This is a genomic window from Nonomuraea sp. NPDC050733 (assembly GCF_040654215.1).
In the GTDB taxonomy this organism is placed as follows: domain Bacteria; phylum Actinomycetota; class Actinomycetes; order Streptosporangiales; family Streptosporangiaceae; genus Nonomuraea.
In genome coordinates this window covers 1-22,023 of sequence record NZ_JBFAHO010000048.1, presented here as the reverse complement: position 1 = coordinate 22,023, position 22,023 = coordinate 1, and the positions used below count along the sequence as shown (strand labels likewise).

20 protein-coding genes and 1 pseudogene are annotated in these 22,023 nt (G+C 72.2%); 8 read left to right on the top strand and 13 right to left on the bottom strand.

The window, feature by feature from the left end:
* Positions 1 to 57: 57 nt before the first annotated feature.
* Entirely contained in the window at positions 58 to 1,230 is a 1,173-nt protein-coding gene (locus AB0H64_RS39615; RefSeq protein ID WP_357635545.1) for an SLC13 family permease, read from the top strand.
* Here the strand turns inward: AB0H64_RS39615 and AB0H64_RS39610 are convergent.
* From AB0H64_RS39610 to AB0H64_RS39585, 6 genes are all read right to left on the bottom strand, one after another.
* Positions 1,199 to 2,023 (bottom strand): inositol monophosphatase, encoded by an 825-nt coding sequence (locus AB0H64_RS39610; RefSeq protein ID WP_357635543.1) that lies wholly within the window; start codon positions 2,021 to 2,023, stop codon positions 1,199 to 1,201. The genes AB0H64_RS39615 and AB0H64_RS39610 overlap by 32 nt on opposite strands.
* 9 nt (positions 2,024 to 2,032) lie before the next feature.
* Positions 2,033 to 2,647 (bottom strand): hypothetical protein, encoded by a 615-nt coding sequence (locus AB0H64_RS39605; RefSeq protein ID WP_357635541.1) that lies wholly within the window; start codon positions 2,645 to 2,647, stop codon positions 2,033 to 2,035.
* Between the two features lie 7 nt (positions 2,648 to 2,654).
* Complete coding sequence (locus tag AB0H64_RS39600; protein ID WP_357635538.1) at positions 2,655 to 3,695, bottom strand: hypothetical protein; 1,041 nt, start codon at positions 3,693 to 3,695, stop codon at positions 2,655 to 2,657.
* A gap of 138 nt (positions 3,696 to 3,833) precedes the next feature.
* On the bottom strand, positions 3,834 to 4,607 hold the full coding sequence (locus AB0H64_RS39595; RefSeq protein ID WP_357635535.1) for a sporulation protein: 774 nt from the start codon (positions 4,605 to 4,607) through the stop codon (positions 3,834 to 3,836).
* A gap of 40 nt (positions 4,608 to 4,647) precedes the next feature.
* Positions 4,648 to 5,898, bottom strand: coding sequence for an SPFH domain-containing protein (locus AB0H64_RS39590; protein WP_357635532.1), 1,251 nt, complete (start codon positions 5,896 to 5,898; stop codon positions 4,648 to 4,650).
* A complete protein-coding gene (locus AB0H64_RS39585) occupies positions 5,895 to 7,487 on the bottom strand; it encodes an SPFH domain-containing protein (protein WP_357635529.1) in 1,593 nt (530 codons plus the stop codon). Before AB0H64_RS39585 ends, AB0H64_RS39590 begins: the two co-directional genes overlap by 4 nt.
* A gap of 202 nt (positions 7,488 to 7,689) precedes the next feature.
* Between AB0H64_RS39585 and uvrB the strand changes: the two genes are divergently transcribed.
* Positions 7,690 to 9,798 (top strand): excinuclease ABC subunit UvrB, encoded by a 2,109-nt coding sequence (uvrB, locus tag AB0H64_RS39580; protein WP_357635527.1) that lies wholly within the window; start codon positions 7,690 to 7,692, stop codon positions 9,796 to 9,798.
* A 30-nt stretch (positions 9,799 to 9,828) separates the two neighbouring features.
* Here the strand turns inward: uvrB and AB0H64_RS39575 are convergent, their stop codons facing one another.
* The 4 genes from AB0H64_RS39575 to AB0H64_RS39560 all read right to left on the bottom strand — a co-directional run bounded on the left by AB0H64_RS39575 (position 9,829) and on the right by AB0H64_RS39560 (position 13,672).
* Positions 9,829 to 10,533 (bottom strand): hypothetical protein, encoded by a 705-nt coding sequence (locus AB0H64_RS39575; RefSeq protein ID WP_357635524.1) that lies wholly within the window; start codon positions 10,531 to 10,533, stop codon positions 9,829 to 9,831.
* 163 nt (positions 10,534 to 10,696) lie between these two features.
* Positions 10,697 to 11,524 carry a hypothetical protein gene (locus tag AB0H64_RS39570; protein WP_357635522.1) on the bottom strand — a complete coding sequence of 276 codons (828 nt, stop codon included), beginning with the start codon at positions 11,522 to 11,524 and terminating at the stop codon, positions 10,697 to 10,699.
* The gene (locus tag AB0H64_RS39565; protein ID WP_357635520.1) at positions 11,514 to 12,725 is read right to left on the bottom strand and encodes an ATP-grasp domain-containing protein; all 1,212 of its coding nucleotides are present in this window, start codon (positions 12,723 to 12,725) and stop codon (positions 11,514 to 11,516) included. Before AB0H64_RS39565 ends, AB0H64_RS39570 begins: the two co-directional genes overlap by 11 nt.
* Positions 12,722 to 13,672, bottom strand: coding sequence for an NAD-dependent epimerase/dehydratase family protein (locus AB0H64_RS39560; protein WP_357635517.1), 951 nt, complete (start codon positions 13,670 to 13,672; stop codon positions 12,722 to 12,724). The genes AB0H64_RS39565 and AB0H64_RS39560 overlap by 4 nt, the downstream gene beginning before the upstream one ends.
* Positions 13,673 to 13,826: 154 nt before the next feature.
* On the opposite strand from AB0H64_RS39560, the gene AB0H64_RS39555 reads away from it, so the two are divergent.
* From AB0H64_RS39555 to AB0H64_RS39535, 5 genes are read left to right on the top strand one after another with little or no spacing between them, the layout of a single operon-like run.
* On the top strand, positions 13,827 to 14,849 hold the full coding sequence (locus tag AB0H64_RS39555; protein ID WP_357635514.1) for a hypothetical protein: 1,023 nt from the start codon (positions 13,827 to 13,829) through the stop codon (positions 14,847 to 14,849).
* Positions 14,846 to 15,862 (top strand): hypothetical protein, encoded by a 1,017-nt coding sequence (locus AB0H64_RS39550; RefSeq protein WP_357635511.1) that lies wholly within the window; start codon positions 14,846 to 14,848, stop codon positions 15,860 to 15,862. Before AB0H64_RS39555 ends, AB0H64_RS39550 begins: the two co-directional genes overlap by 4 nt.
* 25 nt (positions 15,863 to 15,887) lie before the next feature.
* Positions 15,888 to 16,742 carry a hypothetical protein gene (locus tag AB0H64_RS39545; RefSeq protein WP_357635508.1) on the top strand — a complete coding sequence of 285 codons (855 nt, stop codon included), beginning with the start codon at positions 15,888 to 15,890 and terminating at the stop codon, positions 16,740 to 16,742.
* A complete protein-coding gene (locus tag AB0H64_RS39540) occupies positions 16,739 to 17,950 on the top strand; it encodes a hypothetical protein (RefSeq protein ID WP_357635506.1) in 1,212 nt (403 codons plus the stop codon). The genes AB0H64_RS39545 and AB0H64_RS39540 overlap by 4 nt, the downstream gene beginning before the upstream one ends.
* Positions 17,947 to 18,951, top strand: a complete 1,005-nt coding sequence (locus AB0H64_RS39535; protein WP_357635503.1) for a glycosyltransferase family 2 protein — start codon at positions 17,947 to 17,949, stop codon at positions 18,949 to 18,951. The genes AB0H64_RS39540 and AB0H64_RS39535 overlap by 4 nt, the downstream gene beginning before the upstream one ends.
* 18 nt (positions 18,952 to 18,969) lie before the next feature.
* Here the strand turns inward: AB0H64_RS39535 and AB0H64_RS39530 are convergent, their stop codons facing one another.
* On the bottom strand, positions 18,970 to 19,542 hold the full coding sequence (locus AB0H64_RS39530) for a Uma2 family endonuclease (protein ID WP_357635500.1): 573 nt from the start codon (positions 19,540 to 19,542) through the stop codon (positions 18,970 to 18,972).
* Positions 19,543 to 19,597: 55 nt separating this feature from the next.
* Positions 19,598 to 20,203 (bottom strand): hypothetical protein, encoded by a 606-nt coding sequence (locus AB0H64_RS39525; protein WP_357635496.1) that lies wholly within the window; start codon positions 20,201 to 20,203, stop codon positions 19,598 to 19,600.
* A 165-nt stretch (positions 20,204 to 20,368) separates the two neighbouring features.
* Between AB0H64_RS39525 and AB0H64_RS39520 the strand changes: the two genes are divergently transcribed.
* A complete protein-coding gene (locus AB0H64_RS39520; RefSeq protein WP_357635493.1) occupies positions 20,369 to 21,190 on the top strand; it encodes an alpha/beta fold hydrolase in 822 nt (273 codons plus the stop codon).
* Between the two features lie 151 nt (positions 21,191 to 21,341).
* Here the strand turns inward: AB0H64_RS39520 and AB0H64_RS39515 are convergent.
* Positions 21,342 to 21,971, bottom strand: a pseudogene (locus tag AB0H64_RS39515) (DUF4126 domain-containing protein).
* Positions 21,972 to 22,023 lie beyond the last annotated feature (52 nt).

Here is a 22,023-nt window from a genome sequence, read left to right as displayed (position 1 = left end):
CTGCTCAGTATCCCTCGCGGCATCGGCGTTGGGGAGGCGATGTGCGATCATCGTCGGGTGTGGCGGCGTCTTGGGGTGCTCGACTGGATCAGGATCGGCCTCCTGGCGCTCGGTGTGCTGTTCGTGGCGAGCGGGCTGCTCCCGCTGAGCGAGGCCGCCGAGAGCCTGGACGACATCGGGCCGCTGCTGGTGTTCCTCGTGGGGATCATCGTGCTGGCGGAGCTGACCAAGGAAGCTCAGGTCTTCGACGTCATCGCGGCGCGGATGGCGGTGCTGGGACGCGGCAACTACGCCGCCCTTTTCCTCCTCTGTACGGCTTTCGCATCCTTCGTCACGATATTTCTGAATCTTGATACGACTGCGGTGTTGCTCACCCCGGTCATGCTGGCCCTGGCCCCCAAGGCGCGCATCGCCCCGCTGCCCCTCGCCATGACCACGATCTGGCTGGCCAACACCGCGAGCCTGCTGCTGCCGGTCTCCAACCTCACCAACCTGCTCGGCATGCAGAAGATCGGCCTGGACACCCAGGAGTTCGCCGCCCGGATGTGGGCGCCGCAGCTCGCCTCCATCGTCGTGACCATGGCGTTCCTGTGGGTGTTCTACTGGCGGCGCGGCGAGCGCCGCGACCTGCGCTACACGCCGCCGCTGCTGGAGCCGGTCGGCGACCGGGTGCTGTTCGCCGCCGCCTCGGCGGCCTGCGTGCTGTTCATCGTCGCGCTCCTGCTCAAGGTCCAGGTCGGCGTCGCCGCCCCCGCCGCCGCGCTCATCGTCGTGGCTGCCTACGCGGTGCGCGACCGCAAGCGGCTCACCTGGGGCCTGATCCCGTGGCAGCTCCTCATCTTCGTGACCGGCCTGTTCCTCGTGGTCCCGACCCTCAGCAGGTACGGCCTGGCCGACCTGATGAGCTGGATGCTCGGCACGGGCCACGACCCGTACCGCACGGCCGCCGTCGGCGGCGGGCTCGCCAACACGATCAACAACCTGCCCGCCTACAAGGCCGTCGAGCAGGTCATCCCCTCGGGCGAGCGGGACCAGCTCCTCGCCCTGCTCATCGGCACCAACGTGGCCCCCGTCATCACGCCGTGGGCCTCGCTGGCCACGCTGCTGTGGTTCGAGTCGTGCCGCCGCCACGACGTGCGCGTGCCGATGCGCCGCTTCCTGCTGACCGGCGCGGGCCTCGCCGTCGCAGGCCTGCTCGTCACGGTGTGGGCGCTCGTCCTGACCTCCTGACCACGTCGAGGAGGGCGGGCAGGGCGCGCGGGTGGGCGGCGACGAAGCTGCGGTCCTCCGCCGGCCCGTCGAAACGCTCCTCGAACGGCCCGCCCTCCAGCGTCCGGATCTCGATGCCCGCCTCCCGCGCGATGAGCGCCCCGGCCGGCAGGTCCACCGCCTCCGCCCGGTAGCCGACGAAGCCGTCGATGTCGCCCCTGGCCAGCATCGCCCACTGCAGCAGCGGCGCCCAGAGCTGCAGCATCCTGCGGGCGTGCCCCTCCAGCGCGGCCTTCAGCCCGAGGACGGCCGCGTCGCCCCGGGAGACGGCGTAGCCCTGCGTCCAGGCCAGCAGCGGCCCGTGCGGGGCCGCGTGGTACGGCGGCGCGAGCCGCGCCCCCGAGGCGGTGACCGCGCCCTCGCCCCGCACCGCCGACCAGGTCTGCCCGGCGACCGGGTCGTGGACCACGCCCAGCACCGGCCGCCCGCCCCGGCACAGGGCCATCCCGACCACGTACGCCGGCAGGCCGATCGCCACGTTGTTGGTGCCGTCGAGCGGGTCGACGAGCCATGTCCACTCGCCGTCACGCGCTCCCAGCAGGCCCGACTCCTCGGCGATCACCGTGTGCGACGGGAACGCGGTCATGACCCGCTCCAGCAGCAGCTTCTCGGAGGCGAGGTCGAGGTCGGTCACCACGTCGCCGGAGCGGCCCTTGGCGCGGACCCCGAGCGCGCCGCCGGCGCCGCTCCGGATGAGCCGCCCGGCGGCCTCGGCGGCCTCGACGGCGACCGCGCGAGCGTGCTGTAGGTCCATCGGCACCCCTCAGGTCAGGTGGGCGGCTATCAGGCGGACGGCGTGGGCCGTCTCCTCCGGGTCGAGCGGCTGCCTGGAGACGTGGTGGCCGAGGCCGGCCAGCGGGCCGAGGGACAGGTCGCGGCTGCCGGGTCTGCCCCGGCCCAGGGCTATCGTGGCCGTCTCGCCGCCCTCCGGCACCACGCTGCTGTGGAAGCGGCCGGCGCGCAGCGTGTAGCTGTCACCGGGGCCGAACACCTCGACCAGGCCCGTGGCGTGGCGCACGGTGCGGCCGGTGGGGCTGATGTGGTCGCCGGCCGGGTCGCTGACCACCTCGAACACCCGGTGGGTGGCGTCGGGCCCGGCGTCGGCCACGTCCACGTGGACGTTGCGGATCTGGCCGTACAGGACGTGGCTGAACAGGTCCCAGCTGTGGCAGTGGATCTGCGAGGTGGTGCTCTCGGCGTGCGCCAGCGCCCCGGACCACAGGTGGACGCACACGCCGTCGCCGCCCTCGCGCTCCAGCGGCAGGCAGACGAACCCGAGCGGGTGGCGCACGGCCCGCACCTCGCCGGACAGCGCCTTCAGCGCCCACTCGCCGGCCCGGCCCCCCGCCAGCTCCCGGTAGACGTCGTCGTGGCTCACTCCCCGCTCACGCCCCGTACGGGTTCACGGCGCGCAGCGCCTTGCGGGCGATGTCCACCACGTCGTGCTCGTTGTACGAGCGCGGCAGCGGCACGCCGATGCGCTCGAACAGCTCCTGCACCTCCTCGACCGTCGGCTCGTCGCTGAGCGGCACCTTCTTGTACTTCTCCAGCGGCACCCGGCGCGCCTGCTCGAAGCTCAGCCGCAGCTCGGTGTCGCAGTTCTCGTAGAAGAACGTGCCGGCCAGCGCGGTCATCGCCCGGTTGGGGTCCTCGACGGTCATGATGAGCCGGGTCGCCGACAGGTCCCAGCGGAACGTCGTCATCGTCGCCGACAGGCCCACCCCGATGTCCAGCAGGCCGTAGCGCTGCCGGTGCCAGAACGCGGCCAGGATCGTCGCGTACGACTCCTTCCTGACCCGGTCGGTCGTCCACGTCTCGCCCGTGCCGTCGGGCGTGTCGGACAGCGACCGCCGGTAGTGGGCGTACGTCTCGCACACCTCGGCGTTGGTCGGGTCGACGATCTCGACGCGCACGGTGAGGTGCCGCTTCACCCGGCGGGCCGCGGCGACGCACCTGGGCAGGGTGACGGCCCGCAGGTAGGTGCCGGTGCCGCCCTTGAAGCTCCACCGGGTGGTGTCCTCGCGCGCCTCGGCGTGGGCCTGCGCGATCTCCTGGCGGCTGCCGAGGACCCGGACGAGCTGGAGCACGTCCAGCGCCTTGCGGGTGCCGGCGACCAGGCCGTCGATCTCGTCCAGCCGGGCCAGGCGGGCGGGGAGCTCGGCGAGCGCGCCGGAGGTGATCGTCTCCTCGACGGGCGCCTGCCGGACGCGGTCGCGCAGCAGCGCGGTGGCCACGAGCGCGAGGATCACCAGCGTGGCGGCGCTGACGAGCTGCTGCTGCACCTCGGCGCCCTTGGGACCGAACACCTCGTCGGGCATGACGCCGAGCACGCCGACGACGATGGCGAGGACGAGGGCGATCGCCCCGTCGGCGTTCTGGGCCGCCCATGGCGCGACCCGGCTCCACGCCGACCTGAACCGTGACATCGCTGGCCCCGCATCCGACGATCGGTCAGTCCCCGAGCGCCATGGTAACGATCGCTTCAGGCCCGTGCCAGCGCGCGGAAGATACGGTCGCGGCGCGCCGGGGGGAGGGGGCCGTGGCGCGGCCCCCTCCGGGAGGCGTCAGAACCAGCCGCGGTGGCGGGCCATCTGCTCCAGGCCGTGCTGCAGCGCCTGGTCGGCCGCGCCGGGGCCGGCGTCGTAGCGGACCGTGAAGCGGTTGTAGGCGTCGTGGCTGGAGGTCAGGAAACCGCCGCGCTTGTCGGCCTCCAGGATGACGTCCATCTGCCGCGGCCCCGCGATGAACGTCAGCTCCAGCTCGTTGAAGTACCGCCGCCACTGGCCGCCGGCGTGGTACTCGATCTCCTGGAAGAACGGCATGGTGGAGCCGTACAGCGTGCCCCGCTCCAGGTCGGCCTTCTTGAAGTGGAAGCCCATGCGGTCCAGCGCGCCCAGCAGGTGCTGCTGCGCCGGCAGGGGGTCCACGTACAGCGGGTCGAGGTCGCCCTTGTCCAGCGCGCCCGCCAGCGCCAGCTCGGTCTGCACGCCGAGCCGCATGCCGTGCAGCGGGTGCCCGCCGACGGTGCTGATCGGCGTCTCCCACGGGATCTGGAGCTCGAACGGCTGGCTGTGCTGCGCCCCCGCGGCGAGCTGGAACGCCCCCGCGACCTGCTGGCGCAGGAAGCTGTAGGTGGTCTTGTACTCGTTGTCGCCGCTCTCGACCTCGACCACGGCGGTCAGGTCGAGGTGGATGCCCTCGACCTTGTAGTCGGAGCCGCCGCCGCGGAAGTTCACGACGCCGCGCAGCGGGTCACCCGGGCGGACGGTGGTGCCGGACAGCACCGTGTCGACCTCGACACCCGCGCCGAACGCGGCCATCAGCTTGCGGAAAACCATGGGGTCCTTCTCCTATGCGTTCGGTTCCGGCGCCGGCGGATCAGCGCTGGGCGGGGGGCGTGGCGCCGTTGGGGGCGGCCACCTGGCCCGAGATGCGGGGCAGGAACTGGGCCAGCAGCATCGTGGACAGGGCCGAGGCGTCGCCCGAGCCCTGCTGGGTGCGCACCACCAGCGGCTGCGGGGCGCTCTCGGCCAGCTTGGCGCCCACGTCGAGGCGGCGGCGGGCCAGCTCGTACTGGAGCACGGCCCGGTTGTCACGGTAGGACTCGGCCAGCCGGCGCAGCGCCTTGGCCTCGTTCTCGGCGGAGGTCAGCTCCGCCCGGCCGCGCGCCTCGATCTCCCAGCGCACGCGCTGCGCCTCGGTCTCCTGCTCCTCCAGCATGCGGGCCACGTCCTTGCGCGCCGTGTTGTGGGCGGCCTTGACCTCGACGACGCGGGCGTCACGGGTCTTCTTGGAGCGCTCGATCTCCATGAGCAGGGTGTCGATGCGGCGCTTGCGGGTCAGCTCCCACTCCCGCTCGTACGCCGACAGCTCCTTGGCGACCTTCTCCCGGGTGGCCAGGTGCTGCTGGTACTGGTCGGGGAGCTGCACGTCGGGGATGTTCGCGCCGGTGACCCGCACGCCGTACCGGCCGAGCTGGCGGTTGAGCGCCTCCTGCATGTCGCCCACGTCGGAGCCGCGCAGGTCGTACGCGCGCTCGGTGTGGACGCGGCGGCTGCGCTGCCGGATCGCGTCCTGCACGGCGCTGGCCAGCACCAGGTCGAAGTTGCCCGCGCCGATGGTCCGCACGAACGCGACCGGGTCCACGATGCGGAACTTGAGGAAGAACTCGATCGACTTCAGCGGCACGTTCTCGGCCGTCGGGCAGGCCACGATGGGCGCCGAGTACGGGATCTCGGTGGAGGTGTCGACCACCGCGTCCACCCGGTCCCACGGCAGCCACAGGTAGTGCCGGCCGGGCGGCAGCGTGCCGGTGATCGCGCCCCAGCGGCTGCGGACGCCCGTCGTGCCCTCCTCGATCTCGATGATCGCCTTGCGCCACATCAGCACGGCCGCGAGCGCCAGCATGAGCAGCGCGGCCAGCGCGGGCAGGGTCCGGACGTCGGTCACCACCGCCATCCCGGCGAAGTACACCGCCAGGAACACCAGCGTCATCCAGGCGAACCCGCGCCGGTCCTTGGGGATCACGACGGGCACGAGCTGGCCCTGCTCCCCGCCGCGCAGGAGCTGGCGGATGTCGGACCAGGACGCCAGCGATTCCTTGATCTTCGAGAACTCGCGGCCGCTCATCGGACCTCACCCTCCGTCACCACGTCCACCGTCACCGGCTCCACCGTCACCGGCTCCACCACTGGGGTGTCCACGTCGGCCGCCCTGCCGAGCAGCGCGGCGATCTCCGCCTCACGGACGCGCACGCGCTCGCCGATCGCCGACAGCCTGCCCCGGATCGCCGCCATGTCCTCGGCCGAGAACAGCGTCGCGTCCCTGCCCCCGACGAGCTGCTGGGCGAGCTCCAGGAAGTCGATGTCGGTCCGCTCGCCCACCTGCACCACCTGGGGCAGCCGCGACGAGACCGACTCCAGCTTGTCCAGCAGGTCCTGCTGGAAGCGGTAGTCGAGGATCTCCGGCGCCTCGGCGGCGCTCAGCGCCCGGATGTCCAGGGCCTGCGCCTCCAGCAGCGCCGAGTTGGCGTTGGCCGTGGACTCCGCCTCGACCAGCCGCTGCCTGGCCTGGGCCTTGGCCTGGTGGGAGGCGCGTTCGAGCGCGGTGTCCATGCGGGCCTGGTAGCCGGCGATCTCCGCCTGGATGGCGCTGAGCGTCTCGTGCAGCCCGGCCAGCTCCTTGACCAGGTCGCCCTCGTTCTGCTCCTTGCGCAGCTGGAGCTCGTACTCGTAGGTGTAGGCCTCCTTGGCGACCCGCACCATCTCGGGCGCCGCGAGGTCCATGCGGTACTCCTGGCTGGACGGCTCGGCGTGCGTGATGTTGACGTCGGTGAGCCGGACGGCCGGCAGGAACTGCTGGTTGAGGCTCTCCAGCATGCCGAGCGTGCTCTCGCCCACCAGGTCGTAGATGTCCTCGGCGCGCTGGGCGTAGATGAGGGAGCGGGTGACCTCGCTGATGGCGTTCTGCAGCTTGGACTGGAAGCCGCTGACCGAGCCGAGCACGAAGATGAACTCGGCCGGGTTCTCGATCCTGAACTGGAGGAACAGGTCGACGCTGGCCTTGACGCCCTGCTGGGTCGGCGCCTCGCGGATGGGGGCGTTGAAGGGGTACTCGCGGGTGGTGTTGACGATGTAGCTGACCCGCTTCCACGGGTTGAGCAGGGTCACGCGGCCCGGGTCGGCGATGTGCACGAGCTTGCCGAACTTGGTGATCAGCGCCTTGCAGCCCTCGGGCACCATGACGACGCTGCGGCGCCACCACAGGAACGCCGCGGCCAGCACGAGCACCACCCAGTAGTGGGGGCCGAAGAGCAGCTCGGTCCGGGGGATGACGTTGCCCAGGGCGCCGATCAGGCCGAGCACCACGAGGATGCCCAGCGGCACCACGACCTTGGCGGTGCTGCCCTTGGGGATCACCACCGGCGAGATGACGTGCATGCCGTTCTCGGCGAAACTGCGGTTGATGATCTCGCCGGCCTCGTTCAGCGACGCGGTGCGCGCCTCGATGAGGGTGCCCACCGACGCGCCGCCGTCACGGGCGGCGGCGAAGTCGTGCGGGTTGAGGGCGAATCCGGGTGCCTGGCCGCCGGCCTGACCCGCCTGGCTCATCAGCTGGCCCGCCACCTGACCGGCCGCCTGCCTGAAGTCACCTCCCTGCATGACGGCCTGGGCGACGCCCTGGCCCGCTTGGACGAGCGCCTCTCTGGGTCGTGACATAGCACCTTCCTTTTCGCTACAGGCGATTTCGACCGTATCGGGTGGGACTTGCTGTTCGCTTGCAGTGCGGTCTCACAGGTTCGTTGCGGTTGACGTACGGTCGACGGCCGCATCGCGCTGCTGAGCGCCGTATCGGCGAGTGCTCCGCCTGAGGGGGTCACCGGCGGGTGGTTCTGTCGGTGGCGCGACCTACAGTGGCAGCATGCGACCGGTCACTGATTTGCAGCGGAAGGTGGCGCCCTTCGAGGTCGTCACCGAGATGACTCCTTCCGGCGACCAGCCGACGGCCATCGCCGAGCTGGAGCGCCGCGTCAAGGCCGGGGCCAAGGACAGCGTCCTGCTGGGCGCCACGGGCACGGGCAAGACCGCCACCATCGCGTGGCTGATCGAGCGGCTGCAGCGCCCCGCGCTCATCATGCAGCCCAACAAGACGCTCGCCGCCCAGTTCGCCAACGAGCTGCGCGAGATGCTGCCCAACAACGCCGTCGAGTACTTCGTCTCGTACTACGACTACTACCAGCCCGAGGCGTACGTCCCGCAGAGCGACACCTACATCGAGAAGGACTCCTCGATCAACGACGAGGTCGAGCGGCTGCGCCACTCGGCGACCAACTCGCTGCTCACGCGCCGCGACACGATCGTGGTCGCCTCCGTCTCCTGCATCTACGGCCTGGGCACGCCGCAGGAGTACGTCGACCGCATGACCCGGCTGCGCGTCGGCATGGACATCGACCGCGACCGGCTGCTGCGCCGCCTCGTCGACATGCAGTACACCCGCAACGACCTGGCCTTCACCCGGGGCACGTTCCGGGTCCGCGGCGACACGATCGAGATCATCCCGAAGTACGAGGAACTCGCCGTCCGCATCGAGATGTTCGGCGACGAGATCGAGAAGCTGTCCACCATGCACCCGCTGACCGGCGAGGTCATCACGGAGGACGAGGAGCTCTACATCTTCCCCGCCTCCCACTACGTGGCCGGCGAGGAGCGGATGTCGGCGGCCGTGCGCGGCATCGAGGCCGAGCTGGCCGACCGGCTCGCCGAGCTGGAGCGTCAGGGCAAGCTGCTGGAGGCGCAGCGGCTGCGCATGCGCACCACCTACGACATCGAGATGATGCGGCAGATCGGCACCTGCTCCGGCATCGAGAACTACTCGCGCCACATGGACGGCCGCGAGCCCGGCAGCGCCCCCAACACCCTGCTCGACTACTTCCCCGAGGACTTCCTGCTCGTCCTCGACGAGTCGCACCAGACGGTGCCGCAGATCGGCGCCATGTACGAGGGCGACGCCTCCCGCAAGCGCACCCTGGTCGACCACGGCTTCCGCCTGCCGTCGGCGCTCGACAACCGGCCGCTGAAGTGGGAGGAGTTCCTGGAGCGCATCGGCCAGAGCGTCTACCTGTCGGCCACGCCGGGCCCCTACGAGCTGGGCCGCGTCAAGGGCGACGTCGTCGAGCAGGTCATCCGGCCGACCGGCCTGGTCGACCCCGAGGTGGTCGTCAAGCCCACCAAGGGGCAGATCGACGACCTGGTCCACGAGATCCGCGAGCGGGCCGAGCGCGACGAGCGCGTCCTGGTCACGACCCTGACCAAGAAGATGTCCGAGGACCTCACCGACTACCTCCTGGAGCTCGGCATCCGGGTGCGCTACCTGCACAGCGAGGTCGACACGCTGCGCCGCATCGAGCTGCTGCGCGAGCTGCGCGTCGGCGAGTACGACGTGCTGGTCGGCATCAACCTGCTGCGCGAGGGCCTCGACCTGCCCGAGGTGTCGCTGGTGGCCATCCTCGACGCCGACAAGGAGGGCTTCCTGCGCTCGGAGACCTCCCTCATCCAGACCATCGGCCGCGCCGCCCGTAACGTCTCGGGCCAGGTCCACATGTACGCGGACAAGATCACGCCGTCGATGGAGCGGGCCATCGACGAGACCAACCGGCGCCGGGCCAAGCAGATCGCCTACAACGAGGCCAACGGCATCGACCCGCAGCCGCTGCGCAAGAAGATCGCCGACATCCTCGACTCGCTGCAGCGCGAGGACGCCGACACCGACCGCCTGCTCGGCGGCGGCCGTCAGCAGTCGCGCGGCAAGGCGCCGGTGCCCGGCTTCGCCGCCAGGCAGGCCGGCCAGCACGCCAAGGCCATCGCGGGCGAGATGCCGCGGGCGCAGATGGAGACGCTCATCGAGTCGCTGACGGAGCAGATGCACCAGGCGGCGGCGGACCTGCAGTTCGAGGTCGCGGCCCGGCTCCGCGACGAGATCAAGGAGCTCAAGCGTGAGCTGCGCGACATGAAGGAGGCAGGCGTCAGGTAAGGGCGCCCGCCGCCCGGGCTGCGCCGCCGCCTAACCGTCCGAGCGGACCCTGGCGGGGTGCAGCCGGCGGCCGAGCCCGGCGAGCCACCTTCGGGGGAGCGCCAGCGTCAGGACGGCGAGCACGACGTGCACCACGATGAAGGCGTATGCCTCGTTCCGCGTCGCGGGGTGTCCCAGCCGGACCGTCATGTGGTGCGCCCAGTCCCAGACCTCGGGGATCCCGTTGAGCCGCCGGTTCATGACGACCGCCACCAGATCCTCCAGGCCCGACATCTGGAGGATCGTCATGGCCGCGCCGATCCGCAGCACCCCCTCCCGCGAGCCGCCGCCGAGCCGGTAGGACAGCACCAGCCCGACGATGAGGAACGGCACGAACACCACCACGTGCAGGTAGAGGTCCTCGAACACGGCTGACCCGTCCACCATGTCCAGCGCGGTCATGAACGTCTTGGGCACGAAGTAGCAGAGGAAGCCCAGGAAGATCGCGGGTAGCGTCACCAGGTGCAGCCGCAGCCACCGCGCCCACGCGACGTCCAGCCACGCGACGGCGACGCAGGCGGCGATCTGGGGGGCCAGCTTGACCAGGAGCGTCCAGGCCGAGGTGATCTCCCGCTCGTAGGGGATGACGAACCTGACCATGACGGCCAGCGCCGCCGCCAGGGCCCCCATGAGCAGCGCCGTCCCGTTGTCCCGCCAGAACGAGGTGGACGGTCGCGTGATCGGAGAGGACAGCATGGGTTCCCTGTCAGTGCGTCGAGACGGTGGGTGCCGAGGATGGGGGCCGGAAGGATGGGGGCCGGGACGGTGAGTGCCAGAGGACGTTCCCGGAATGGACGCTCCTGGAATGGACGGTGCCGAGACGCCGGCGGCCGGTACGCCGGGTTCCCCAGGCGGGTGTCTAGGCGGGCGTGGAGACAGTGGGGGTGCCGTGTTCCGGGCAGACGGCGATGGCCGGCGTCCCGGGGTCGTCCGGGACCACGTTCACCAGCATGGGTCTTCGGCGGCGCAGCGCGGTGAACGTCAGCGTCCCTCCGGCCGGGCGGGCGTGGAAGTGCCGCCACAGCAGATGCGTCCTGCCGCAGCCGGGAACGACCGAGGCGAGGTAGCCGAGGCGCGGGTCGTGCACGACCGCCGCGTCCCCCGCCCGCACCGGCGCGTCCCCCGCCTTGACGGCCTGGGCGAGGGACAGGCGTTCGACGACGCTGACCCGGACACCCGTCAGCCCCGGCAGCACCGCGTCCAGCGCGGCCCGTTCGCCCACCACGACTGCCCGCCCCGCCTCGGCGGCCAGCCCGAGCGCGGCGGCGTTCAGCGCGTGGCGGCGCCTCTCGTCGACGACCCTGGCGTCCGGCCCGAGCAGCACCCCGTACCTGGGGCCGCGCCAGGCGAGCGGCGGCGCGGCGAGAGTGCGCCGGTCGAGCACCGCGGCGCGCACCTCCAGCACGGGGGTCCGGCGCGGCGCGCCCGCCAGGGCGAGCGCGTCCCGCAGGTCCGCGCCGTCGCCCGTCCACAGCGACGGCTCCCGGGAGGGGTCGAACGGCAGCGCGAACGGGCACAGCCGGAACAACTGGCCCGCCAGCGCGGCGGAGGGCGTGGGCTCGGGCTCGTCAAGCGCCCGGCCCGCCGCCACCCACTGGTCCCGGTAGAAGGGCACCCGCCGGAACGCCGTGGAGACGACACGGCGGTAGGCCCGCTCCCAGCGCGTAGCCGAGAACTCAGCCCGCATCGACTTTGACCCGGACCAGGTTCTCGACGGCGGCCAGCACCTGGGCGACCTCGGCGGCCGAGGTCCCGGAGGCCAGCACGTAGCCCAGCTTGGCCCGGCACTCCGTGTACGGCACGACCTGCTCGCCCGGCGAGGCGGTGACCACCACGTCGGCCACCCCGGGCAGCGCCAGCGCGTCCGGCAGGCCGTCCAGCGCGACGAGGGTGCCCGCGGAGGGGGAGCGGAGCATGCGGACGGACGCGTGCCTGGTCCACCGGGGCGAGAGCTCGGGGCGCTCGCCGATGGCGAGCAGGACGGCGGCCGCGACGGTGTCGACGCCGTACATGAGGCCGAGAGCCTCTCCCATGCCGTTGCCGCCGATCCTGGCGCCCATCTCGATCAGCACGACGGTGTCGCCGGTGACGAAGAGGTCGAGGTTGAGGGGGCCGTCGATGTAGCCGACCTCGGCGCAGACCAGTTCGAGCTGCCGCGTGACCTCGCGGGTCAGCGCCTCGTCGCGGGGGGCCATGTCGTGGCCGACGGCGACGACCTGGGGAGCCGCCACCACGCGGTCGCTGAGCCCGAGCAGGGCGACCCTGCCGTCCTGGAGGAACGCCTCACCGCACAGGTCCCGGCCGGTCACCAGCTCCTCGACGATCACGGTCGCCGTGGGGGAGACGGCGGCCGCGGCCTCGACGGCGGCGGCCAGCTCCGACGGGGCCGCGCAGACCGTGATCCCCCGTGAGCTGCCGGAGTCGACGGGCTTGACGATGACGGGGAAGTCGGGACGGGCGGTGTCGCGCAGGACCTGGGCGGCGGTGCCGCTGACGTAGGCGGGCCCGCCGAGCCCCACCCGTGCGCAGACCTCCCGGAAGTACGCCTTGTCCACCGACGCCCGGAGCGCGGGAGCGTCCGGAGAGGCTCCGCCCGCGGCGGCCGAGAGCCCGCACGGCAGCCCGAGCCGCTCCGTCACCTCGACCAGGGAGGGGAGGTTGATGTCGGTTCCCGGGGCGAGCATGCCGACGACGTCGTCACGGCCGAGCAGCGCGGCCGTCACCGCCTCCACGTCACGGGTGCTGAGGTGCAGGAACTCGTCCGCCTCGCGCACTCCGGGGGCGTCGGCGCGCATGTCGACGCAGATCGTGGCCAGGCCGAGCCGCCGGGCCGCCCGGAAGGAGCTGATCGTTCCGTCCGAGCCGCCCAGGATGACGAGTCGCTTCACGCCGTGGCCACCGCGCCGGGGACGTTCCAGTGGATGCCGCGGTTCTCGATGAACCAGTCCACGGTCCGGGCCATGCCGTCGTCGAGCGAGACGAGGGAGCTGGGCTCGATGCCCACCGACAGCAGGGTCTTGGTCTGGGCCGTGACGGCCGTGTCGGGCGTCTCGCCCGGCCGCATCGGCAGGTCGGCGATGGGCACGCGCGGGTAGCCGCGGGCCTCGCACAGGTCGATGACGAGCTCGGCGACCTCGCGGATGGTGGACGACGAGGTGGGGCCGACCTCCACGACGTGGTCGAGCACCTCTCCGGCGGCGGCGGTCTCCAGGGCGGAGACGAGCGCCCGCGCCACGTCTCCGACCCAGACCATGTCGGAGACCTGGGTGCCGCCGCCGTACAGCTCGACGGGCATCCCGCTCAGCGCACGGCAGATGACGGCGGGCGTGATCTTGCGGACCTTTCCGGGGGCGAACGGCGGTGCGGCCTGCTGGCGGGGGCCGTAGGCGTTGACGACCCGGACGTTGTTCACCCTCGTCCCGCGGTGGGCGTTGAACATGCGGACGAAGCGCTCCACAGCGGTTTTGGAGATGGAGTAACTGTTGTCCATCCAGTGATTGCCCACGCAGATGTAGACACCGGGCAGGTCGTACTGGGCGACCGCTTCCAGGAAGTTGAGGCCGCCCATGAGGTTGGTCTCGGCGGCCGGACGCGGATTGGTGATGGTTTCCTGGGTGCCGAGAACGGCCGCTAAATGCACGATCGCGTCACAATGAGCGGCTAATTCCGTCATAGACGTGGCGTCCCGAATGTCGCCTCGCATGACTTCCCAGGGAAGGTCGCGTTCCGCGTGTCCCCTGTGATCGAACACAAGCGGAACGTGGCCACGCGATGCGAGCTCCTCGCATACATACCGGCCGATGAATCCGTTTCCGCCGGTTACTCCAACCTTCATGTCGTCCCTTGTGTGTGAGTGCACGGTTCATGGACGCGCATCAAGGGGGGTCGGACGCGCACGACGTGATCACTGGAGACATATTCTGCGACAATCGTCACCAATCAATGCGTCGTATCCATGTTGTGATCATTTCGCCATCGAGGGCAACCTAGTGCACCTGGAAGTACTGGATCCCTGCCGTGACCCCGAGCCGCCAGGCTGGGAGGAGTTCCGGCAGGCCGAGGGCCTGACCGCCATCTGGTCCTACGACGTCATCGCCGCGTCGTCCGAAGGATCATGGGCACGTCCTCTGCTGGCCGTGTTCCGCGACGGCCACCGCGTCACCGGGGTGGTCGGCGCCGTCTACCTCGGCCTGCGATTACCGAACTCCCCCCGGGCCCCGCGCCGCCGCCGTGAGCCCATCCTGCTCGACGTCCGCCTGCCGGCCCACTCCAACGGGCCGACCTGGCACTTCGCCGGGGACGTGCCGCCGGAGACCCGTGCCCACCTGCTCCGGCAGTTCGAGCGCACGGCGCGGCGCCACCTCGGATGGGGACTCGCCGGGGTGCTCTACCGCATGGTGACCGAGCCCGGCCTGCCCCTGGTCGCCCGCGGGGGCGCGATCACCCGGGAGTCACCGGGCAGCATGGTGATGCCGCTGCGCTGGTCGTCGGTGGACGGCTGGCTCGGCTCCCTCGGCAAGAGCCGCCGATGGGAGCTGCGCCGCCAGAGCAGGAGGATCGCCGAGGCCGACGACCTGCTCGTGACGGAGGGAAGGGCTCGGGCCGACCTCGATCCGGTCGAGATGGCCGAGCTGAACCGCAGGCACACGGCCCGGCTGGCGGCGCGCTTCGACCCCCGGGCGGACCTCCCCCCGGCGTACTTCGCCGCCCTGCTCCGGCGCGACGACGTGACCGTGCTGTCCTACCGGTCGGGGGAGCGGCTGCTCGCCTTCGCGACCGTGTACGAGCACCCGGTCGCGCCCGTGTACGGCACCTGGGCGGCGCTGCGCCCCGACGAGGGCGGCCGCAAAGGCTTGTACTTCGACAGCTACGTCCGCATCGTCCGGTCCGCCCTCGAAGCGGGCGGGAAGCAGTTGCTCTGCGGCCGGGGCATGGCGGACGTCAAGCTGTCGCTGGGGTTCGAGTACGTCCCGATGACGTTCGTCGCCGTCCCCCGGTGGGCGACGGGATGAGCCTCACCCTGCAGATCCTGGACCCGCGCCACGATCCCGAGCCCACCGGCTGGGAGGAGCTCCGCGCCGCGGCCGGCCAGTGCGTGACCTGGCGCTACGACCTGTTGCGGGCCTACGCCTGGGCCGCCCAGGCCCCAGTCCTCCTCACCGTCCTCCGGGAGGACGGCGTCGCGGTCGGCGCCGTGTCGGCGTCCCTGCGCGGTCTCCGGCCGCACCGCGGCGCGTACGCCGACGGCCGCGACCACGCGGGCCTGATCGACGTGCACGCGCCGGGGAACCGCTCCCAGAAGGGGTGGTGGTTCGCCGGCGACCCCGAGCCGGGGCGACTGCGGGAGCTGCTGCGCGGCTACGTCCGCGGCGTCCGCCGGGAGCTGGGCGCGGGCTGGCGGAGCGTCGTGTGGCGGGAGGTGTCGCCCGGCCAGGCCGCGCTGCTCCCCGGCCTGGCCAAGCTCACCCTGCCGACCGAGCCGCTGGCCAGGCTGGCCACCCCGTGGACCGGCATCGACAACTGGTACGCCCGGCTCGACCGCGCCCGCCGCGACTCGCTCAGACGGCGAGCCAGGGGCTTCTCCGCCGATCCCGGCCTGTCGGTCCAGGTGGGGCCAGCGCGCGAGCTGGTCACCGGCTACGAGGCCGCCGCGCTGCGCGCCGAGAACGACCTCAAACACCGCAACAGGCTCTTCCCGCTCGCCCCGCTGCCGCTGCCCTACCTCGAAGCCCTGGTCGGCGGCGACGAGGTCGTCGCGATCGCCTACCGCGACGGCGGCGGGCGGCTCCTCGGCCTGTCCCTGATCCTCGACCACCCCCGCTGGCCGGTGTGCCTGAGCTGGGGCGCCCTCCCTCCGGAGGACGGCGGGCGCAAGCACCTCTACTTCGACGGCTACGTCCGGATGGTCGAGTGGGCCATCGGCGCCGGCAAGGCCGGGCTGGTCCTCGGCAAGGGGCAGGCGGAGGCCAAGAGGGACCTCGGCGCGGAGCTCGTTCCCTCCTCCGCGCTGGCCGTACCCCTCTGACACCCCTCTGACCTTGGACACTCTCGTGACATGCGTGCAATGCGGGCACCCGCATCCGTCGCTGATCAGGCGGCGCCTGCGGCCGGCCCGTTACTCCTGCCGCTCCTGCGGCGCGGTGTTCCTGCCCGGCGCGATCCCCGCCGCGGACTCCGCTCCCGGCTCCGCCCTCGGCCCGGCACCCGGCCGTGAGCCGCCCGCGGCGCCGCAGGGCGATCCGCTGGCGGCGTTCATGCCCGCCCGCATGGTCCGCTGGGTGCGCGAGGAAGCCGGGCAGGCACCGGTCCCCGACGCGCCGGACCGGGCCACGCTCGCGCGCTGGTACAAGGACTTCGACGCCCTCGTCGCCGCCGCCCGGACCTCGGCCGAGGCTCGGGCCGCCCTCGAACGGGTCAGCGAGGTCCCCCTCGACCTGCTGCCCGCCAGACCCCCGGCGTTCTCCAAGGTGTGCGCCGCGCTGCACGCGACCTGCTACGACGCCGGGCTCGCCACGTCCAGGCTGGCCGGTCAGGATCCGGCCTTCGTCGCCGAACGGGTCGGCCACCTGCGCCGCTGGCTCGCCACCGCGGGCCGGTCCACCACCTGGCTGGAGGCGCCCCCGGCGCCCGCGCCCGCCGCCGAGTCGGTCGAGGAGCTGCTGACGCCGCCCGGGTCGTTCACCACGGAGCAGGTACGGGCCCTGTTCTGCGCGCTGTTCGGCGTGGACAAGGGGCCGTCGGTGCCGGGCGTGCGCGACCGGTTCGGCGACGACCGCATCCGTGAGGCACTGCTCGCCTACCTGAGGACGGGCGCCCGGCCCCTGCGCGACGCCGTCGCGGCCGACCTGGCGGCCGATCCGGCCGGCGACGCGGCAGCCGATGCGGCCGATGCGGGCGCCCCGTGACCGCCGCCGCGCCGCACAGCATCGGCGCCGGTCGCCTGCTGACGCTGCTGGGCGGTCGCGCCACCTTCCGCCTCCTCATGTACGGCTCCGCGGGCGTGCTGGTCGCCGCGTGGAGCCGGGAGGACTTCAACGCGTACGCGGCCGCGGTGGGCGCGGTGGGCTGGCTCAGCATGGTGGTCCAGTCGGGCCCGGAGAAGGCGGCGCTGACCCTCATCCCGCGTGCCCGCCGTACCCGTGACCACATCGCCGGGATGCTGCGCGTCGTCGTCGCCCGCGGTCCGCTGCCCTTCACCGCGACGGCCGTGGCCGGATTCGTCCTCGCGCCGGACTCGACCATCACGATCTACCTGCTGGCCGTCGCGTACTACGTCTCCCTCGGCTGCGGCATGCTCGGCGTGGCCCTGCACCGCGCCCTGGGCAGGTACACCCGGGACACCGCCCACTTCTCTCTCCTCGGCCTCGGCATGCTCGGCATGGCCGGGCTGGCGTTCACCTCGCATCTCCGCCCGGCCGGATACCTGGCCGGGATGCTGGTCCTGGCCACGGTGCTGAACCTGGCCCTGCTGCGCGGGCTGCCGGCCGGGGCCCGGGGCAGCGCAGGACCGCCGCGCCGGACGTTGCGCGGCATCGTGGCCGGCACGGTGATGCTGATGGGCGCGGTCGACGTGATGGGCAACGCCATGGTCGGCACGCTGTTCGTGGAGCTGTCGCTCACCGCCCACGCGGACCAGAGCGGCGACTTCTACATGATGATCCTCGTCTGGGGCTTCGCGGCGTCCGTGATCTACACGTTGCAGCGGATCTACCAGCCCCGGCTGGCGCTGCGGACGGGCTCGGCCGGCGCCGGGCAGGTGCGCGCGCTCGCGCGGCGGGTCGCGCTGCTGTCCGCGTGGATGGGCGGTGCCTGGCTGGTGGTCGCGGGGGCGGCCCTCGCCGGCGGACTGGCCGGGACCCGCTCGCTGGTCGCGCTCGGCGGAATGCTGGCCACGCTGCTCCCCGTCAACGCGCTGGCGGGCTTCGCGGTCTTCATGTTGGAGAACACCGGCAAGGCCGGGCTGCGCGCCTGCGCCAAGGCGGTCGTCATGTCCTGGGCCGTGGTGGCCGTGCTGGGCGCACTGGTGATCCCGTTCGCGGGGGTGTCCGGTGCGGTGTACGCGCTGGGAGCGCAGGGATTCGTCCTGGGAACGATGCTGAGGAGGCGGTTGTGAAGACCGGGTTGACCGTGCTGGTGCCGTGCTTCAACGAGGGGGCACAGGTGGAGGTCGCCCACCGGGAGCTGGTCGGCGCGCTCAGGGACATCGACGAGCTGGAGATCCTCTTCGTCGACGACGGCAGCACCGACGACTCGCTCGACCGGATCCGTCGCCTGGCGCGGACGGATCCGCGCGTGCGGTACCTGTCGTTCACCCGCAACTTCGGCATCGACGCGGTCATGGCCGCCGGGTTCCGGTACGCGGGCCAGCCGTGGACCGTCCAGTGCGACGCCGACCTCCAGGTGCCGCCCGAGGAGATCTGGACCCTGCTCGCCAAGGCCGAGGAGGGCTACGACGTGGTGTTCGGCGAGCGGCGTGGCCGGCGCGACCCGCTGGTCCGCAGGGGCGGCTCGGCGGGCCTGCACTGGGCGGCCCGGCGCGTCTTCGGCATCGACATGCCGAGGGGCGCCTCCACCTTCAGGCTGGTGCGCACCGGCGTGGCCCGTACGATCACCGACCTGCGGCTGCCCTGGTTCATCCCGGCGGTGCCGCTCGTCGGCGCCCGGTACGCCGTCGCGCCGGTCACGCACCGGCCCAGGACGGCGGGCCGCTCCCGGCTCCGCCTGGCGCGGCTGGCCGCGCACTCCTTCGAGTTGTTCTTCGGCTTCTCCCTGCGACCGCTCAACGCGGTGTACGCGGCGGCCGTGCTCGGCGGCGCGCTCGCCCTGGCGCTCGCGGTGCCGGCGTACGCCGGTGCGGAGGCCGGGCACCTTGTCGCGGCGACCCAGCTCCTGCTCAGCGGGCTGACCCTTGCGGCGCTGGCGCTGGTGGGACGCTACCTCCACCGGCTGCTTCACGACACCGGACGCCTGCGGCCGTATTTCGTCCGGGACGCCAATCTGGCGTTGCGGCCCGAGGACACGCTCACCGGCGGCCTGCCCAGCCCTCCTCCTCCCGGCCGCACCCCCAGCCTGGCCGCGGACGAGAGCGTGCCGAGCCGGACGGGGAGCGAATGATTGGACTGGGGGCGGGGGTCAGCCGATGACGCGCGCGAGGTCGAGATCGATGTCCACCTCGAAGCCGACGAAGGTCTCCAGGCGCTTGCGGTGGATGCCGGTCGGCACGTACGCCTTGACGACCGGCTCCAGCTCGAAGGTGTAGACCACGGGCTGGTCGTTCTCCTCCTCCACCCGCCAGAAGTACTTGATGCCCGCGTCGGAGTACTTGCTGGGTTTGGTGGTGCGGTCCCGGTCGAGCGACGCCTCTGAGGCTACCTCGGCCACCAGATGGACGTCCTCGGGCACGAAGGTCCTGGCCGTCAGGGTGAGCGCCTGCCGGCGCACGACCAGGAGGTCGGGCCTGGGCCGCTGACGGTGGTCAAGGGTGACGGTCATCCCCCTGGCGACGGCGAACTCAGCGGGAACGGAGAGCGCCTGCTCCAGCAGCCGCACGGTCAGCAGGTGGGAGCCCGTCTGCGACGGCATCCACACGAGCGCGCCGTCGATCAACTCCACACCCCGGGGCGCGTTCGGCGGAAGCCGGTCGAGCATGTCGGCGGTCCAGCCGTCCGGTGGGCCGGGGTACAACCAGTCCGGAAGCTCGTCCACCGCTCGCCCCTCTCGCGACCACCCGTCGTGGTGAGGATGCCACAGAGCGCGGCCGTCAGGAGTGGTCTTCGCGTCGCTCCATCGAGCGGCGGTAGAGGTGGTCGATCTCGTCCAGCGGGTCCGGGACGCCGCGGCGCGCCTCGATCTCCAGGTCTGTGCGGACGTGCAGGTCGTCGATGCCGGCCGAGGCGTGCTGGACCTGGTGGCCGAGCAGGTCGGCGCGGATGCGGGCGCACATCGCCGTCAGCTTCGCCTGGTGCTCGCGCAGCTTGCCGAGCGTGACGTGGTCCACGTACGCGGACACGCGCAGCTGCTGGGCGTACATGCCGAGCTGGGAGTCGTGGACGTCGGCCTGCCGTGACAGGTCGGCGAGGAGCTGCGGCAGGTCGCCGAGGCCCCAGCCCTGCTGCTGGGCGGTCTGCACCGCCTGGCGGGTCAGCGACACCTCGCGCCGCAGGTCCAGCCGGAGCCGCTCGACCTCGGCCGCCTCGCCGGCGCCCATGGCGTTGACGTGGGTGGTCAGCCGGGTCGTCGCCTGCTTCGCCCTGACCGCGGCCTTGCGGCCCAGCTTGACCAGGAAGTACACGCCGACACCGGCCACCAGCAGCAGGATGGCCATGATCGCCAGCACGATGAAAAGGACCTCGCCGATCGTGTCCACCTCCCGCTCGCCGTTCTCCCTTCGAGGATAGTGCTCCGGCAGCGCGGGCGGGGAAAAGAGTCGCCTCCGGTAACCAAGCAAGCTCTTGATCGGCTACGGGAGGCTGTGGTTCAGTCCTCGTAGCCCGGCGGGTCGACGGGAGAGCGGACGCGAGGAGGCGGGCCGGTGCCGTACACGACGGTCGAGACGGACCAGGGCGCGGTCAGGCTGTTCCACACCGACGACGGGGCGGGCGCGGGGCCGCCGCTGCTGCTCGTGCACGGATGGGGCGCCGACTCCCACCAGTGGTCCTGGCACATCGACGCGCTCGCCGCCGCGCATCGTGTGATCGCGGTGGACCTGCGCGGCCACGGCTACTCGTCGGTCCCCGCCGAGGGGAACACCCCGCGCGCCATGGCCGGGGACCTCGTCGCGCTGCTGGACGCCCTGAGCGTGCCCGCGGCGATCGTCGTCGGTCACTCCATGGGCGGCCAGATCGCCTCCATCCTCGCCGTCGAGCATCCGGACCGGGTCGCCGGCGTCGTCGCCGTCGACCCCGGGTACGGCATCAGCCCGGAGGTCGCGCGCGGGTTCCCCCGGACGATCGCCGGGCTGCGCGGCGAGAACGCGACCGAGGTCGCCGTGCGGCTCGACCGGTGGTGCACGAACGCCGCCACGCCCGCCGTCATCCGCCGCTGGCACCGGCGCAGGCTGTACGGGATGCCCGCGCACGTGCTGGCGCAGGCGTTCGAGGCGATGTTCGCGCTGCCCGGGTCGATGGGGGTCAGGCCGCACAGCGACGAGTACCTGGCCCGCCGGCACTGCCCCGTGCTGTCGATCTGGGCCGATCCGGCCCGGGCGCTCTGGGAGGCGGGGCTGCTCAAGCATCCCGGGTCGAAGGTCGTCTGCTGGGAGGGCTCCAGCCACCGGCTGCACGAGGAGCGGCCCGCGGAGTTCGTGGAGGTCGTGGGCGGGTGGGTGCGGGAGATCGTCGCCGACCACCTGTGACCACGGCACCGCTGAGGAGACGGCGCCGGAGGAGCGGTCCGGGGCGGGCGGGGGAGCGTGTGGGCGCCGGGGGCGGGGGCCACGGAGCGCCCACACGGGTCTTCCCTTGAATCCGCACGGCGATCGTACGAGCGGGCGAGCCCGCGGCGCGTCATCCCGGCGGGGGAGCGTCCATCAGCCCGCGGGACGACGCGCGAGCGGCCTTCCGGCGGGCCCGGACCCGCCGCGCCTTGCGGACGCCCCACCAGGCCACCGGCGCGAACAGCAGCACCCCGATGATCACCAGCACGGGCGCGAACACGGCGACCAGGCTCATCCCGAGCGATCCCGCGTCCTCCACGGTGCTGACCACGGGGGCGCCCGCTCCGACCGTGCCCGCGTTGATCACCGGGCGGGCGGCGGCCTTCAGCGCGTGCACGGCCAGGGCCAGCACGATGCCGAGCAGTCACCCGGCCCACGGGTTGCGCGTCATCCAGGTGGAGTGGTCCAGCTCGGCCGCGGCGCTGGTGGCGCTGAACACCACGCCGCCCGCCGCGGGCCGTACGACGGTCTGGATCATGTCGTTGACCGTGTCGACCGCCGGCACCTTGTCGAGCACCATCTCGGCGACGAGCAGCACGGCGATGACGGCGAGCACGCCCCAGTTGGACAGCCAGGAGTAGCCGTCGGGCAGCTTCACCGCGTCGGTGACGTTGGCGAGCACTCCCACGACGAGCAGCGGGATGTAGGCGTTCAACCCGGCGGCCGTCGACAATCCGAGCCCTGTGAGAGCAGCGAGCATGGATCCAGTCTGCCCCGCGGACGCCCGCCCCGCGCCCGGGGGCGCGGGGCGG